The organism is Devosia sp. MC532 (assembly GCF_016461625.1).
Lineage (GTDB): Bacteria > Pseudomonadota > Alphaproteobacteria > Rhizobiales > Devosiaceae > Devosia.
Genome location: NZ_JAEMNZ010000012.1, coordinates 42,602 through 59,182, shown reverse-complemented (window position 1 = coordinate 59,182; position 16,581 = coordinate 42,602). Strand labels below are relative to the sequence as shown.

At 57.4% G+C, this 16,581-nt stretch carries 12 protein-coding genes and 1 tRNA gene; 8 read left to right on the top strand and 5 right to left on the bottom strand.

Annotated elements, in window-relative coordinates:
- Positions 1 to 80: 80 nt before the first annotated feature.
- On the bottom strand, positions 81 to 659 hold the full coding sequence (locus tag JHC09_RS14540; protein ID WP_282567696.1) for a GcrA family cell cycle regulator: 579 nt from the start codon (positions 657 to 659) through the stop codon (positions 81 to 83).
- A gap of 347 nt (positions 660 to 1,006) precedes the next feature.
- Between JHC09_RS14540 and JHC09_RS14535 the strand changes: the two genes are divergently transcribed.
- The 5 genes from JHC09_RS14535 to JHC09_RS14515 all read left to right on the top strand — a co-directional run bounded on the left by JHC09_RS14535 (position 1,007) and on the right by JHC09_RS14515 (position 7,718).
- The gene (locus JHC09_RS14535; protein WP_349236558.1) at positions 1,007 to 2,218 is read left to right on the top strand and encodes an aspartate aminotransferase family protein; all 1,212 of its coding nucleotides are present in this window, start codon (positions 1,007 to 1,009) and stop codon (positions 2,216 to 2,218) included.
- Positions 2,219 to 2,345: 127 nt separating this feature from the next.
- Complete coding sequence (gene argF / locus JHC09_RS14530; RefSeq protein ID WP_199532552.1) at positions 2,346 to 3,275, top strand: ornithine carbamoyltransferase; 930 nt, start codon at positions 2,346 to 2,348, stop codon at positions 3,273 to 3,275.
- Between the two features lie 195 nt (positions 3,276 to 3,470).
- Positions 3,471 to 4,430: an Hsp33 family molecular chaperone gene (locus tag JHC09_RS14525; RefSeq protein WP_199532589.1), complete on the top strand. Its 960-nt coding sequence runs from the start codon at positions 3,471 to 3,473 to the stop codon at positions 4,428 to 4,430.
- Positions 4,431 to 4,543: 113 nt separating this feature from the next.
- Entirely contained in the window at positions 4,544 to 5,257 is a 714-nt protein-coding gene (locus JHC09_RS14520) for a LuxR family transcriptional regulator (RefSeq protein WP_169196185.1), read from the top strand.
- Positions 5,258 to 5,900: 643 nt separating this feature from the next.
- Complete coding sequence (locus tag JHC09_RS14515) at positions 5,901 to 7,718, top strand: glycosyltransferase family 2 protein (protein ID WP_199532550.1); 1,818 nt, start codon at positions 5,901 to 5,903, stop codon at positions 7,716 to 7,718.
- A 41-nt stretch (positions 7,719 to 7,759) separates the two neighbouring features.
- On the opposite strand, the gene JHC09_RS14510 is transcribed toward JHC09_RS14515, so the two are convergent.
- A complete protein-coding gene (locus JHC09_RS14510; protein WP_199532548.1) occupies positions 7,760 to 9,070 on the bottom strand; it encodes an MFS transporter in 1,311 nt (436 codons plus the stop codon).
- Positions 9,071 to 9,404: 334 nt separating this feature from the next.
- Positions 9,405 to 10,796 (bottom strand): helix-turn-helix transcriptional regulator, encoded by a 1,392-nt coding sequence (locus tag JHC09_RS14505; protein WP_199532546.1) that lies wholly within the window; start codon positions 10,794 to 10,796, stop codon positions 9,405 to 9,407.
- Positions 10,797 to 10,937: 141 nt separating this feature from the next.
- Between JHC09_RS14505 and JHC09_RS14500 the strand changes: the two genes are divergently transcribed.
- The gene (locus JHC09_RS14500; protein ID WP_199532544.1) at positions 10,938 to 11,156 is read left to right on the top strand and encodes a hypothetical protein; all 219 of its coding nucleotides are present in this window, start codon (positions 10,938 to 10,940) and stop codon (positions 11,154 to 11,156) included.
- 83 nt (positions 11,157 to 11,239) lie between these two features.
- Positions 11,240 to 12,535, top strand: coding sequence for an isocitrate lyase (gene aceA / locus JHC09_RS14495; RefSeq protein ID WP_199532542.1), 1,296 nt, complete (start codon positions 11,240 to 11,242; stop codon positions 12,533 to 12,535).
- 79 nt (positions 12,536 to 12,614) lie between these two features.
- Here the strand turns inward: aceA and JHC09_RS14490 are convergent.
- Positions 12,615 to 12,688, bottom strand: a tRNA-Gly gene (locus tag JHC09_RS14490).
- 236 nt (positions 12,689 to 12,924) lie between these two features.
- Here JHC09_RS14490 and JHC09_RS14485 point away from each other — a divergent pair.
- Entirely contained in the window at positions 12,925 to 15,438 is a 2,514-nt protein-coding gene (locus JHC09_RS14485; RefSeq protein WP_199532540.1) for an EAL domain-containing protein, read from the top strand.
- Here JHC09_RS14485 and JHC09_RS14480 read toward each other — a convergent pair whose 3' ends face one another.
- Entirely contained in the window at positions 15,439 to 16,548 is a 1,110-nt protein-coding gene (locus JHC09_RS14480) for a 2'-deoxycytidine 5'-triphosphate deaminase (RefSeq protein ID WP_199532538.1), read from the bottom strand.
- Positions 16,549 to 16,581: the final 33 nt, after the last annotated feature.

Here is a 16,581-nt window from a genome sequence, read left to right as displayed (position 1 = left end):
TGTGCCGCGACATGCCACCCGAGAATTTAAGGCAAAGAAAAAGGGCGCTCGGAGCGCCCTGTGTCTTTAGTCTTTTGGGATTAGCGCTTGCGCTTTTCCAACTGGTGATAGGCACGACGCGAGTGGAACTCGCAGTATGGGCCGGTTTCCAGGCTGTGCTGACCACAGAAGTAGAAATCCTTAGTCAGCGGATCACCGATCGGCCACTTGCAGGTATGTTCATTGAGCTGCAGGAGGCTGAGGCGCTTGTCTTCAGGGATGAAGAGTTCGGCGGCTGCCGGAGCGGTATAAAGTTCCGCTTCCATCTGCGGCTCAATCGCCAGTGCAGTCGCACCCATAACTTGTGGGCGCGGCATTGTAGCTGCTGGGCGTGGCTTGGGAGCCATGGTGCTGATCGGGGTTGCTGCTGGAGCGGCCACGCGGCGAGGCGCCGCTGGACGAGCCGCTGCCGGACGGGCGCGGGGAGCAGTGTTGGTTGGCTTAGCGCGAGCTGAAAGCTTGAGGCGATGGACCTTGCCAATCACGGCATTGCGCGTAACGCCTTCACCGAGTTCTCCGGCAATCTGGCTGGCACTCAGGCCGTCCATCCAAAGCTTTTTCAGCAGTTCGACGCGATCGTCAGTCCAGCCAACGGCCTGTGCTCCTGATGCTACTGTCAAAACAGAATCCTTCATTGAGCTGCCAATACGGCATTAGCAGCCAGTTCGACTCTAGGGCTCGTATGCTTGCCGGGTCCGCCACACGAGATATCGTGCTCCCGATGTCTCAGATACTACGACAGGGGCTGAATCAGGATCAAGAGTTGGGCGGGATTTTCCCCGTTTATTCAGTGGTTAAAAAATCGCTAACATTCGTTGAGTCAAATCAGACACTTGCACTGCAAACATTGACTTTACGGACAAATCTCGCCTAATTCGCATCCCTATTTAGTTTCCGGGGTCCGTGCGTTTTTGCCGTTTGTGGCAGGTTTGCCACGGTGCTCCAGCAACACCTCCAAAATCTGAGGATAATCGCCATGTCTGCGCTATACGGTACCTATGCCCGGTCTGAACTCGCCTTCGAGCGGGGCGAAGGCATGCGACTGTACGATCAGAACGGCCGCGAATATCTCGACTTCCATTCCGGCATTGCCGTGAACGTCCTCGGCCATAATGACCCGCATCTGGTTGGTGCGCTGAAGTCTGCGGCCGAAAAGATCTGGCACACCTCCAACGTCTTCTCCATTCCGGAGCAGGAACGCCTTGGTCAGCGTCTCGTCGACATGACTTTTGCCGACCGCGTGTTCTTTACCAATTCGGGTGCGGAAGCGCTGGAATGCGCCATCAAAACCGCACGGCACTATCAGTTCTCCAACGGCCACCCAGAGCGCTATGAAGTCATCGCCTTCACCGGCGCATTCCATGGTCGGACGCTGGGCACAATCGCTGCTGGCGGCAACCCATCCTATATCGAAGGCTTTGGCCCGGCGGCTCCAGGCTTTGTCCACACCGCCCCCGGCGATCTTGATGCGGTGCGCGCGCTCGTCGGCCCCGCAACGGCTGCTATTCTTATTGAGCCAGTACAGGGCGAAGGCGGCGTAACGGCCATGACTTCGGAGTTCCTGCAGGGGCTGCGTAAAATCTGTGACGAAAACGGCTTGATGCTGATCTTTGACGAGGTCCAGTGTGGCTTTGGCCGTACAGGTCGCTTCTTTGCACATGAATGGGCTGGCATTTCGCCAGACATCGTTGCGGTCGCTAAGGCAATCGGTGGTGGTTTCCCACTGGGCGCATGTTTGGCAACCGAGAAGGCTGCGGCCTCGATGGTGCCGGGCACTCACGGTTCGACCTATGGTGGCAATCCTTTGGCTTGTGCCATCGGTAACGCCGTTTTGGACCGTGTGACGGCTCCGGGCTTTATGGAAAATGTTGCGCAGATGGGCCAGCGCCTCGCTTGGCACTTGCAGCAGTTGGCTCAGAAATACCCAGAATATGTTCTGGAACTGCGCGGCAAGGGCCTACTTGCTGGTATCAAAATTACCCCGCCAGTCCGTGACTTCGTGGCGCGTCTGCGTGACGACCATCAGATGCTGACCATTGGTGCGGGTGATAATGTTTTGCGCTTGTTGCCACCATTGATCCTCACCGAAGAGGATATTGTGGAAGCTATCGGCAAGCTGAGCGCGGCATTTGATGCCATTGAAGCAGAGAATGCTGCCAACGTAGCATCCGGGTCATGAATTATCTGACTTTCTATCATTTTGGGCGACGGCGAGGACGCTGACAAGCATCTGTTAGCTGCCATGACTTATCATGGCAGCGCTTCGCTCACGTACGCCTATAAGTGATATAAAGGACTCCGGCCTCATGACGACCGGCACCCAGAACCATTTTCTCTCGATCGATGATTTCGAATACTCCGAGCTGCGCAGCATGCTCGATCAGGCGCATGCTCTTAAGGCGCGCATGAAAGACGGCGATCGCCCGCAATTGCTCAAGGACAAAGTCCTGGCAATGATCTTTGAACGCCAGTCGACCCGCACGCGCGTCAGCTTTGACGTTGGCATGCGCCAGCTTGGCGGCGAGACGCTCATGCTGTCTGGCCAGGAAATGCAGCTTTCGCGGGAAGAAACCTTGGCCGACACGGCACGCGTGATGAGCCGCTATGTCGACGCGATCATGATCCGCATCCTCTCCCATGCTGATCTGCTCGAACTTGCCGAAAATGCTACCGTTCCGGTGATCAACGGTCTGACGCGTCGCGCGCATCCATGCCAGATCATGGCTGATTTGATGACCTTTGAAGAACATCGCGGTGACATCAGTGGCGCGAAAGTGGCTTGGGTTGGTGACAGCAACAACGTGCTTCACTCGTGGGTGAACGCGGCTGAAGTGTTCGGGTGCGAGTTGACCATTGCCGTTCCGGATGAATACAGCCCGGAAAAGGACCTGATGCACGACATTAAGCGTGCCGGGAGCAAGGTGCGCTTGATTGAAGATCCGCGCGAAGCTGTTGAAGGCGCTGACCTGATCATCACCGACACATGGGTGTCGATGGGCGATACCGATGCTGCCGAGCGTCGCCGGGTCTTGAAACCTTACCAAGTGAACACCAATCTAATGTCACTGGCGAATAAAGACGCCTTGTTCATGCACTGTCTTCCGGCTCACCGCGGCGATGAAGTTACCGATGAGGTAATCGATGGCCCGCAGTCGGTGGTGTTTGATGAGGCCGAAAACCGTCTCCATGCTCAGAAGGCAGTGCTCTGCTGGGCATTCGGTGTGACGACCAACTAATCTGACGCAAGTCTGAAAAGCCAATTATTGTCCCCCGCGCGGTGCGGGCTTATCGCGATGTTTCGCGAGGGCTCAGCAGTGTGCGGGGCGATTGTTTCAAGGGCCGTCGGGACGAAAATCCTAAAAGTCCTAGCCTTAGGAAAGACCAAGATCATGACGAACGACCCCAAGCAGAACGAGAACCTTCTGGCCGCCATGGGCCTGGATCGCCCTGAAACTGGCGATGATGCTGTTGTGCCGTTCACACTGGAAAATCTGGATACGCGCGGCCGCGCCGTGCGTCTGGGCGAGGCGATCGATATGATCTTGTCGCGCCATAACTATCCGCTGCCAGTGGCGCGCCTTCTCGGCGAAGCGGTGGTTTTGTCTGCCCTCATCGGCTCGTCTTTGAAGTTTGAGGGGCGCTTTATTTTGCAGACCCAAACCGATGGTCCAGTCAATCTGATCGTCGTCGACTTTGATGCGCCTGATGGCATGCGTGGCTATGCGCGCTTTGACCAAGAGATGCTGGTCAAGGCGGCTGAAGAAGGCAGGACCAGCGCCGCTGAGCTGTTGGGCAAGGGTCATTTGGCGATGACTATTGATCAGGGCCAGCACACCGAGCGCTATCAGGGCATTGTTGCCCTCGACGGCAGCTCGCTCGAAGAGGTGGCGCACACCTATTTCATGCAGTCCGAACAGATCCCGACGCGCGTTCGTTTGGCGGTTTCCCAGATCACCACCAAAGGCGATGTGCGCACGCGTTGGCGCGCTGGTGGCATGCTGATCCAGCACCTTCCCGAGCATGGCCTTGGCGTCAAGGATCTGCCCGGCGACGGCGCATTCGACGAAGTTGAAATCGAACGCGAAGCCGGTGACGGCTGGAATGAAGCGCAGGTTATGCTCAAGAGCGTCAGCGATCTGGAGCTGACCGATCCTGACGTGTCGCCAGAACGTCTGCTGTTCCGTCTCTATCACGAGACCGGCGTGCGTGTATTTCCGGCGATGCCACTGGTTGAACGCTGCTCATGCTCGGTGGAACGGATCGAGGACATGTTGACGACTTCGTTTACCAACGAAGATCGTGAGGAAATGGCCGTCGATGGCGAGATCGAAGTTGTTTGCGAGTTCTGCTCGACGGCCTATCGATTTAATCCTCACCAATTTCAGAACTAAATAAATTTGCGGCGTACACAATATTACATCTGTCGTGTACGCCGTGATACTCTTGCAAAGCGGTAAAAATACTGAATAAGTGGGCGTGTGTTCAACGGCGGGGGCTGCCGTAGATGACTAAACACGTCTTGGTATCTATAGACGATCTAAAGCAGAAAGAGACGCTTGAAGAGCTTTCTCTTTCTGTTTCTCAGGCAATAGAACGATTTGAACTGACGAGCTTCATGTTTGCAGGAGTGCCTGCACCCGGACATGATTTTCAGCCGTATGTTCTGATCAGCAACTGGCCCGAGACATGGCTGAGCCGATATGTGTCGGAACGCTATGTTCATATCGATCCTGTGGTCCAACACTGTTTTTCGACAAACCTGCCGTTTGATTGGCGCGAGGCCCCGTTAGACCGTTCGCCTGAGAGCGGACAGGTTCTCTATGATTTCAAGGTGCATGGCATCGCCTACGGCTATTGTGTTCCTATCCAATTGGCCAATGGTGTGCAGGGCTTTGCCAGCTTTGGCGGGCCGAAGGATAGCGTCGATAGCGCCGGGCAAATCCAGCTGCATCTTCTAGCGCTTCATGTTTACGCGCAAATCCGCAAGCTAAATGTGTCACGTCACCAACTGCCCAAGCGTCGGGCTATCACCCAGCGCGAAGCCGAAGTGCTCAAATGGGCGGCCTTAGGGAAAACAGCGGCGGAAATTGCTGATATTACTGCGCTTTCGGTGCGCACGGTGAACCAGCATTGCGAGAATGCGCAGCGGCGCTTGGGGACGCATAACCGCATTCACACTGTGGTCGAGGCGATACGCCACAAGCTCATTACACTTTAGTCTACTATTTTTGTTGCATTTTGGGAGTTCTCCCAATACCCCAACGGACGCAACGTGATTTACTGAGACCTTCGCGGAGACGGGGGCGTTTTCAGTGGATAGTCACGTTCTAGCCCGAACCACACGCGGCACCTGTCGGACCTCAAGTGCGCAGCACTGCCTTGAAGTTTGGCACCAGAATAACGACTACGGACTAGAGGCGCGCTCACTCGGCGCCGACCAAATAGAAATTACAGCGTGGGGCAGTGATGCCCATGCGCATAACGCGAATTCCGTTGGGATCGCTGAGGGCAGCTTTTTGAGCCCGGGCGAGACCAGCACACAGAACTTGCTGCAGACTGGTTTTTACGGTCTGGCTTTGGGAGCAATCCTGATGCGAACCTCGCTTGGGGCCGATTGGGCGCGATTTATCGTGTTTCTGAATCGATGCGAGGGGCTGTATCGCCTGACCGAGTCTGCAGTCCTTTTATTCTTCCCCTTTTGGCGCCGCCGTATAGGACGTGCGCGAAGGGAGACGCATGGCGAGAGTGGGCTGAGGCAGCGCGTGCGGTGCTTTTTGTCTGCATCGCCTCTCGGGCGCAGATCGAGGCTTTCTCGTCGCCGGTGCTCCTCTCTCTACATAGCTAGAGTGTGAACGAGCGCAATGAGTGTAGCACTTGAGCTCATGGCTGCGCTGATCGGAACCAAGCAAACGCATTACACGCCCAAAGCGGCACTCGAGGCGGCTCTGATGACAGAGGTCGACCCGATGCATTGGTGCGCGGTTCACCTCGATATCGCCCCAGCGGAAATCATGAGCCGCGCTGCGCACTGGGTTGGCTTAGCCTTCTTTGATGTTGTGCCGCGTGTCGCCCATGTCGTTCACGACCAGCCGCGCGTTGAGATGTTCGCGAGCCTGCGCATGGTGCGGTTCAAAATGCTCGATAGGGAGTTTGGCGTTGCAGCCCCGGACTTTTTCGCCTTTCTTCATCTGGCCCGGGTGGTGGAGGCTGACCCGGGCATAAAGGGGCAACTGCTTATCGTCCCCAGTGCAGCCCTAAGGGATGCGCTGGTGGGGATGCATGAAGAGCACTTGCTTGATGACGCGCGGCAAAGGCTGACGCGGAAGTGGCCATACGCGGCAGCGCAGCTCGATCTCACCCGCAAAATCCGCGAAGGCGTTGTGATCACGGTCACAATTCTGGTGTTGGCACTGACTATTGCGCCCTGGACAGGGATCGTTTGGGCCCTGCCGGTCTGGCTGTGGTTGATCATCCTGCCCAGTTGCATTCGGCTCGCAGCGATTTTTACGCCTATCCCTCATGGCGTTACGGCTGAGCCCATATTGGGGCCGGATGACTTGCCCATCTATACGGTGATGGTGCCGCTGCGCGACGAGGCGGGCATGGTGGATCAGCTGTGCGCAAATCTGCTGCGGCTCGATTACCCGCGCGAGAAACTGCAGATCATGTTTCTCGTTGAAAGCCGCTCTCCTGAGACGGTGGATGCGGTGCGCAAATATCTCGGTGATGCGCGGTTTTCGCTGATTGTCGTGCCCGACGCAGCACCGCGCACAAAGCCTAAGGCCTTGGATTTCGGATTGCCGTTTTGCACGGGTGAATATGTGGTGGTTTATGACGCCGAGGATCGTCCCGATCCTGATCAATTGCGGCGCGTCGTGGCCCAGTTTCGGCGGCAAACGGACGTTGTGTGCATTCAGGCCCGGCTGGTCATCAGCAATGGCAATGGACGGTTTTTGCCGAGCCTGTTTGCGGGGGATTATGCCGGTCTATTTGCGGTGCTTCTGCCCGCATTTGCCAAGTGGAATATGGTGATGCCCTTAGGGGGCACATCGAACCACTTCCGCATGAATGTGCTGCGCGAGATTGGCGGGTGGGACCCCTATAATGTCACCGAGGACGCCGATTTGGGCGTGCGGTTGGCACGGCGAGGCCTGCTCACAGCAACCAGCAATAGCCGGACATTTGAGGATGCGCCAACCAGTTTTAGGCCGTGGCTAGGACAGCGTACGCGTTGGCTCAAAGGCTGGATTCAGACCTTTGTTGTGCACAATCGACGACCCAACTTGCTCCTGCGCGACTTGGGGCTGGTGCGCATGCTGATCTTTGAAGCCGTGCTGCTCGGCATGTTGATTTCGCCCCTGCTGCATCTCACCTTCGTGATGGCGGTCTTCGCGCTGTTGATTTCAGGACAGGGTGCTGCGCCGCTGGGGGAGGGGTGGTTTTTCGCGTGTGTTGTCGTCTTGGTGCTGGGGCAGGCCGTGGCCGTCGGCACCAATATTTTGGGGCTCTGGCGGACTGGCCAAATGCAGCTCATGCTGCCGCAACTGCTTTTACCGTTCTATTGGCTGTTGGTTGGGCTCGCGACGATCTTCGCTTTTCTGGAGTTCGCTCAAAAACCATTTCACTGGTTTAAAACCCCGCATTTGGCGAGCAAGCGCAGAACGAAGCGCTCGCGTTAGGAGGAGGGGCCAGTATAGGTCCGGCCCCTCACGCCTATCTCTTAGTTCAAAGCGACCTGACGGGTTTCGCTGTCGATCAGAGAGCCGGCGAGAGCGGCCAGCAACAGCAGCGCGGCGAACAGTCCAATGGCAACGCCAAAGCCTTGTGCAATGACAAGTGCGACCGCCGAGGGTGCCAAGAGCCCACCGAGGCGGGCCATCGCGCCAGCTGCACCCATGCCGGTCGCGCGCGAGGCTGTCGGGTAAAGCTCGGGGGTGAAGGCGTAAAGCGCACCCCATGTTCCCAAGAGGGCAAAGCTCATGAGCAAAATGGACGCGCCAATAAGCCAAGCTTCTCCGGCAACGACAAACATCAGGCAGCCAAAAGCGGAGAGCAGCAGGAAGCTGATCAGCGTTGGTTTGCGGCCATGCGCTTCAACGCCCCATGCGGCCAGTGCGTAGCCAGGAATTTGCGCCAAGGCGACGAGAACAAGGAAGCCATAGCCGCGCACATAGCCAAAGCCTTCTTCAGCAAGGCGCGCTGGCATCCACGTAAAGACGCCGTAATAGGAAACTGAGACCAAGAACCAGCAGACGAGGATCATGACGGTGCGGCGGCGGAACTCGGGAGAGAAAAGCCCCGGTGCCTTGGTCTTGGGCGGAAGATGAAGCTGCTCCTCGGCAGCCATGACCGGTTTCCCATTGGCGGTAAGGACTTGGTTCAAAACTGTTTTCGCGCTCTCACGATCGCCGCTGTTGAGCAGATACATTGGCGAATCCGGAAGCCAGAACCGCAAGCCCAGCCCAACAAGGGCGGGAAGTGCGGTGACGGCGAAAATCCAGCGCCAAGCGTCTTGTGGGAAATAGATGCTGGTGATCCAAGCGGCGAGGGCGACGACGACAGTGCCGACCGCCCAAAAGCCTTCAAGCATGACAAGCCAACGCCCGCGATTTTTAGCCGGCAGGAACTCGGCCATCATTGCGTAGTCGACCGGTAGCGTGCCGCCGACGGCGATGCCGGTGAGAAAGCGCAGGCCCAGCAAGATCGCAAAGTTCGGTGCGAAAACCGACAAGAGCCCGAAGATCGCGTCGCAGGCGACGGTGATGATGAGGATGCGGCGGCGGCCATAGCGGTCCGCAAGCTTACCAAAGACGGCTGCACCAATCAGCATGCCGAGGAAGAACAGCGTGCCGGTTTGCAGGGCTTCTGGAACGGATAGTCCGAAGGTGGCTGCGATGGAGGCAGCGGTGAAGCCCACGGCCATCACTTGCATGGCATCTGCGGCCCAGACGAGCCCGAAAATGCCCAAAAGCTTACGTTGGAAAGGCCCGGTACCAGCCCGGCTCAAAATGTCTTCGACAGTGCGTTCCATGGTGGTCCCTCCAAGCGTGCAGATGCGGCCTATTGAACAGCTACTGATCGATAGACAAGCGTGGAAACACAAAATCCGTCCAGTTCTGTCGCCGGTCGGCTGAGGCACGTTCAGCCGAGAGGAAATAGAATTCCAATCGTCCGATCCTTGCAACAAATCAGAAAAGCATTCCGAGAGTTTTTTATTATTTTCGTGACGCTCGGAGCGCTTTTGGGGCGCAGAGTGTTGGTGCCCGTCGTTCCTTCTTGAGTCTAACCAATGATCAATTGTTGCAACGGCAGATGGTTATGCCGATTGATCTGCACGTTTGGAAAATCTTTCGAATGCTTGAGCGCTAGAGGCGGGAGTAGAGATTGATGCCGCGGTCGGTCGCACTGGGCGTCACTCTGTGATCTGCCGGTGGGTGGGCGCGCTGACCGCAATCCATACGCGGACAAATTCTGCAGCCGGTGCCGACGGGGACCGCCTTGCTCTCATCATGCAGATCCATGCCGTCGGCATAAACCATTTCCTTGGCGTGATGGATTGAGCAGCCAAGGCCAATGGAGAGATAGCTGCGCGGCGCATTATAGCGGAACCCGCCTTTGGCGACGGAGCGTGCAATGCAGAAATAGCGCGCTCCGTCGGGCATTTGGCTGATCTGAACATTGATCCGGTCAGGCGCTAGGAAGGCCGCGTAAATGTTCCAGCGGGGGCAGGCGCCAGAGTGGCGTGGAATGTGGATGCCCGAAAGCGAGAAGCGCTTCGAGATATTGCCAGCAATGTCGGTGCGGACAAGGTGAAGCGGAATGCCGCTAGCGCCACGGCGTTGCAGGCTGGTCATGCGCTGACACACCTGCTCGAAGCTGGCGGAAAACCGGCGGGCGATCCGGTCCACGTCGTAGCGATACATTTTGCAGGCGGCTAGAAAAGCTTCGTACGGCATAATGAGCGCGGCAGCGAAATAGGCCGCGAGGACGTTCCGCGCCAGAGTGGGGGCGTCGCCTTCCGGTAAGTTCGCGCGGGCGATAATGCTTTCGATTTCCGGCGCACCAACGTCTTCGCCCAAGTGATGGGCCGTCAGAAACAGCGACGTTTCAGCGGGAAGGAGGTCGGATAGGAACAGTGTCCGTCCGTCAAAACGGCGTGCCACCCCCGCAGGAAGCGAGGAGAGGCGCGTCTCCCGGCCCATAACGTTAAAGAGATAGGCCTTCAATCCGGCGGCGAAATCGTCGTCCATCGCATCAATATCAGCGCGAACGCGTTCAGCAGCATCCTCCAAATCTGGGAAGTGATTGGCGGCCTCTTGGAGGAAATCTGAGATTGCCTCCGTTGCGGCGTGGAAGGGTATGCCCTCCGCTTGCGGCATGGGGGAGGGATGCTGCCTGAGATCGCGGAAACGGTCGTAGAGCTGCAGCATGGCTCGCGCGGCTGCGGGGTTGGATTGGGCGAAGTCGCGGATTTCGAGATTGGTGACATCGCTATCGGCGAAAAACTCGTCGCCAAAGGCCTCCATCAGGTCGCCGACCAAGCGGCCCTCGTCATTGTCGACCAGCTCACCAGGTTCAACGCCAAGATGCCCGGCAATCGAGAACAGCAGCGGGACGGTAATTTTGCGGCGATTGTGCTCGATGAGGTTGAGATAGCTTGAGGAAATGCCCAGCGTGTCGGCCAGATCGCTCTGGCTAATTTTCTTGCTGCGCCGGAGGCGTTTTATCCGAGCGCCGACTTGTTGGCCTATATCCATATTCTGCTCCTCGATTTACAGAATTTACAAAACAGACGCCCGGATTTGACAAGGTTTTACAGCTTAACAGCGCTGAATTGCTATATTTCTTGCATACTGATCGATGTTGTCAAATATTTACATCAACACGAGGAGAGATAAATGCAGCCGCAGCAAAATGACCGCGATGAGTATGTCACCATCTTCGCTAACAGCGCCGCAGATGCCATGGCCCAATATTGGGCGCGGGGGATGGACCGGCAGGGATTTCTCATCGCCGGACGGATAGGCCCCCACGAGATCCGCTCGTCGGATGGGTGTGAAATGTTCTCAACCCAGGGCCTGGTCGCCGCCACTTTTAGCCGGCGCGTCGCCAGCTAACGCCTGCCAAACCCAACATTTGAAATCGGCCACACCGTTGCTTGCGCAACGCTCGCCCCGTCACGTCTTGAGGAGGACAAACCATGCTCGATAAGCCCCATAAGCCTGAACAATTCCCGGCCCCAGATTACGCGCCAAACCGGTGGGATAATATTGCGCGCAGCTACACTCGTTCCGATGTTGCCCGATTGTCTGGCTCGCTGCCGATCCGGCATACGCTGGCAGAAAATGGGGCCAAGCGCCTTTGGGAACTGCTGCAGAAGGAAGACTATGTGCCAACCCTGGGCACGTTTACCGGTAATCAGGCGGTGCAGCAGGTGAAGGCGGGGATCAAGGCGATCTACCTGTCGGGCTGGCAGGTCGCGGCTGACGCCAATTCGTCGGGCCATATGTATCCGGACCAGAGCCTTTATCCCGTCGATAGTGTTCCGAGTGTCGTGCGCCGTATCAACAAGGCTTTGCAGCGCGCCGATCAGATCCAGACCATGGAGCAATCTGACGGCATCTCGACCACCGATTTGGATTTCTTCGTGCCGATCATTGCGGACGCAGAAGCCGGGTTTGGCGGCCCACTCAATGTTTTCGAACTGATGAAGGCGATGATCGAGGCGGGTGCTGCGGCGGTTCATTTTGAGGACCAACTGGCCTCCGAAAAGAAGTGCGGGCACTTGGGTGGCAAAGTTTTGGTGCCGACCAGCCAATTCATTCGCACGCTCAACGCGGCGCGCCTCGCGGCTGACGTGATGGATGTGCCCACGCTCATCATGGCTCGCACGGACGCGGAAGCGGCGCGCCTGATCACATCCAATATCGATGAATATGACGCGCCATTCGTGAGTGATGAGCGGACCGCAGAAGGCTTCTATGTGCTGAAGGGGGGCATTGACGCGGCGATTGCACGGGGTATCGCTTATGCGCCCTTTGCGGATCTGATCTGGTGCGAAACCTCAACGCCGAGCCTTGATGAGGCCCGCAAGTTTGCTGAGTCTGTGCGCAAGGTGCATCCCAACCAGATGCTGGCCTATAATTGTTCGCCGAGCTTTAACTGGGCCAAGCACATGGGTGAGAGTGCTATGGCGAGCTTCCAGCGGGAGATCGCGGCCATGGGGTATAAGTATCAATTCATCACGCTGGCCGGTTTCCACAACCTCAGCCTGACGACGTTCAATCTCACACGGGACTATTTGGCCGACGGCATGGCGGGATACTCGCGCTTGCAGCAGGCCGAATTTGCCGCCGAGAAGCATGGGTTTTCCGCCGTGCGGCATCAGCGCGAAGTGGGCACGGGGTATTTTGATGCCGTTTCGATGGCGGTGAGCGGCGGCAAGAGCGCAACCACGGCGATGGCGGCATCAACAGAGACTGCGCAGTTCCATTAAGCTGCGGAATTCAGAGCACATTTCCAAACGCACGGCGGCGACGCTGTGCGTTTTTGTTTGGTCATGTTGCTGGGGAGTTTGGAGCGGGTGAAGGGAATCGAACCCTCGTATTCAGCTTGGGAAGCTGCTGCTCTACCATTGAGCTACACCCGCATAACGGCACTAAATGCGGGAAAACGTGGGCCCCGTCAAGGCACGGATACAGACGATTAACTGAGTTCGTTGCTATTGCTCCCAAATGCCTGTGGCATGAAGTATCCCGCACTTGCTCATGCGTTTTTAAGAGTGCAAGAACCCTAACACTGCTTCATGTCCGGCAGACTGCCGCGCAGAAAACCTGCGTGGTATCAGTCTCTTGTGTGTTTCTCGCACAAAGATTTCAGTTTGCTTTGAATAAAGCTTCGATTTGTAATGGCGTATGCCTCGCTGCACTGTCTGCGAAGCGTCTGCCACTAGCCAAGGCCGGTCATATGGCAATTGTGGACTTCTTTTTCCATCAGCATGAGCCCGGACTGATCGTCCTTGCGGCCGTGGTGTGCTTGATTTCGGCCTATACCTGTATGGGCCTGCTCCGGCATGCCAAGCGTGCGGCCGACAAAAAGCGTCCGATTTGGATCGCTATCGCTGCGCTCACAGTGGGGTTTGGCATTTGGACCACCCATTTCGTCGCGATGGTCGCGTTCAAGCCGGGCTTTGAGATCGTCTATGACATTGCGCTGACGCTGATCTCGCTACTGATTGCGATCGTTGTGTGCGGGGCGGGAATCTACGTCACGACGCGCGGCAATACGCGTTGGGATCACGCTCTCGGCGGTGCTGTCGTGGGCTTGGCCATATCCGTCATGCACTACACCGGCATCAGTGCTTCCTTGATGGAAGGAAGCCTGCTCTGGGATCACCAACTGGTCGGATTGTCGATATTGGCGGGCCTCGTGCTGAGCGCGGTGGCGTTTGTGGTGGCAAGCTCCGGGGGCAGTTTATCGGTTCCGCTTGGGGCTATTGTGCTGACGCTGGCCATTTGCGCCGTGCATTTCACGGGCATGGCTGCGGCTGACTTTTCGCTCTGCGGGCCGGTCGAAGGCGCCGGCGAGCTTGATGGCTTTATGCTCTCGCTCATCATTGCCTTGATCTCGGCAGTGTTGGTCGGCGTGGCGGTGGCGAGCATGTTTTTGGAAGACGCCCATTTTCGACGCGTAGCACGCGAGGCCGAGAGGGAGCGCAGGGACGCCGACCGGATCGGGGAGGTTTCTAAGACGCTGCATTTGGCCATGACGAATATGGCGCAAGGTCTTGGGTTTTTTGACGCGAATGGCGCCTTGCAGCTCTACAATGAGCGGCTCAAGGAAATGCTGATGATCGACCCGCGCTACGATTTGACCGGGGCCGATCTGCGTGAGCTGTGCCGCCTGTCCTTGGTGAGCAATAACGAGCCTGAAGAAAATATTGAGGCCCGGGTCCAGACGTTCCACGCTGAGCATAGCAGATTGGTCAAAGAAGGTGGCCAGATCGAACACCAGCTTGGGGCGGGCCGTGTGCTGCGGGTTTCTCATAGCCCGGTTGGAGATGGATCTTGGGTCAGCACCATTGACGACGTGACCGAGCGCTATAATTCCGAGCGGGCGATAGCACATATGGCTCGCCATGACGTGTTAACGGGCTTGCCCAATCGAAGCCGTTTCGACGAGCAGTTCGAAACCATGATGGCGACGGCCGACGAGAAGAAAACCAAGCTTGCCGTCGTCGCCATCGATCTCGACCGCTTCAAGGAGGTCAACGATATTCATGGCCATGCCGCGGGCGATATGGTGCTCAAGCAACTGGCCAAGCGGCTGAACGACGTGCTCCGCGACGGAGAAGTGGTCGCCAGAATTGGTGGCGATGAATTCTCGGCCCTCAAACTCTTTAGCACGATGGAAGGGTTGCGCGAGTTCCTTGGGCGTCTGGACGGGGCATTGCACACGCGTATTGAGGCGGATGATCTCAACCTGAGCACAGGCGCGAGTATTGGCGTCGCCATCTACCCCGTCGACGGTGAAGATCGCTCAAAACTGCTGAGCAATGCGGACCTTGCCATGTATCGTGCCAAGGGCGAGTTCGATCACCGCATTTGCTATTATGAGCGCGAGATGGATGAGCTGGCGCGCGAGCGCCGCGAGATGGGGCGCGACATCTGGACGGCGCTGGAATCCAACGCCTTCTACCTCGCCTATCAGGTGCAAAAGTCGGTGCTGACGGGCGAAATAACCGGCTATGAAGTTCTGCTGCGTTGGGTTCGTCCCGGCCATGGGCAGGTGGCTCCGGCCGATTTCATTCCCGTTGCCGAGGAATGTGGGGCGATCAATGGGATCGGGGCCTGGGTGCTGCGCGCTGCCTGCGCCGATGCTGCCGCTTGGCCGCAGCCGCACAAAATTGCCGTCAATATTTCAGCTATTCAGTTGGGCAGTTTTGATCTCATCGATACGGTCAAGCAAGCCTTGGACGACACCGGCCTCGACCCCAAGCGGTTGGAGTTGGAGGTGACCGAAACGGCAATTATCGCCGACAAGTCTCGCGCCCTCCATATCCTGACCGCGATCCGCGCTATGGGCGTTTCGATTGCAATCGATGATTTTGGGACCGGCTATTCGTCCTTGGATACGCTGCGCTCGTTCCCGTTCGATAAGATCAAACTCGATCGGTCATTTATGAATGAGGTCGAGCAGAACGAGCAGTCCAAGGCCATCGTGCGAGCCATTCTCGCCCTCGGTCGCAGCCTTTCCGTGCCTGTTTTGGCAGAAGGCGTGGAGACCCCGGCGCAGCTCGAGGTGCTGCGCCTGGAAGGCTGCAATGAAGCTCAAGGCTTCTTCCTTGGCCGCCCCGGTTTTATCGCCTGGGAAGACGAAGTCGGAGCGGCAGCTCAATAATCAGACTTCCGGATAGGGCCGGAAATGCTTTGAAAGCTTGAGGGTCTGGGCTTGGTAATTCGAGCCCAGATCGCGGCCATATAGGCGCTCCGGCTTTTCGGCCAGTTCCTCATAAATCAACCGGCCAATGATTTGGCCGTGGTTGAGAAGGAATGGCACTTCGCGGCTACGGACTTCCAGAACAGCGCGGCTGCCTGTGCCACCCGCAATGGAATTGCCAAAGCCGGGATCAAAAAAGCCTGCGTAGTGGACGCGGAATTCGCCAACGAGCGGGTCAAATGGCACCATTTCGGCCGCGTGCGTGGGCGGCACATGCACCGCCTCGTGACTGACGAGGATGTAGAACTCTTCAGGATCGAGAATGAGCTCGTCGCGCTGGCGCGAATACAGCGGCTCCCAGAAATCGAGCACGTCGAGCGCGCCCTTTTTATCCACGTCGATCACTGCCGTGTGACGCTTGGAGCGGAAGCCGATAAGCCCGTTTCGGCCTTCGCCCAGGAGGTCAATGGACAGCGCCACACCGTCGCCAACTGGCAATTGCTCGTCGATCACCAAAGTGTGCTCGGCGTGGAGTTTGCGGTGCTGCTCTACGTTGAGGCGGCTGTCGCCACAGCGGAACCGCATTTGGCTCAGGCGCGAGCCACTGCGGACCAATACCGGGAAGGTGCGCGGACTGATTTCGAGATAAAGCGGGCCGGTATAGCCAGCGGGCACTTGATCAAAGCCTTGCGCATAATTGGCGATGACGCGCGTGAAGATATCGAGCCGACCGGTCGAGCTTTTCGGATTGGCCGAGGCGCTGACGGTGTCAGGCAAATCAAGCGTTTCATCGAGAGGCACGAGATAGACGCAGCCGCGCTCCAGCACAGCGCCATCGCTCAAGTCGATCTGGTGAAGTTTTAGCGCTTCGATGCGCTCGGCCACAGTGTGCAGCGGACCCGGCAAGAAGCTTGATCGCACGCGATAGGCTGTTTTGCCTAAGCGCAGATCGAGACTGGCGGGCTGAACCTGATCGGCGTCAAATGGGCTCGAAACACTAATCGCACCTTCGGCGTGCAGCTTTTCGATCAGTCGGGCCGGAAAGACCCCGGTGGGCCAAGGTTCGCTCATTCGCACGCTCATTTTGTTTTCTGTGTTCTCCTA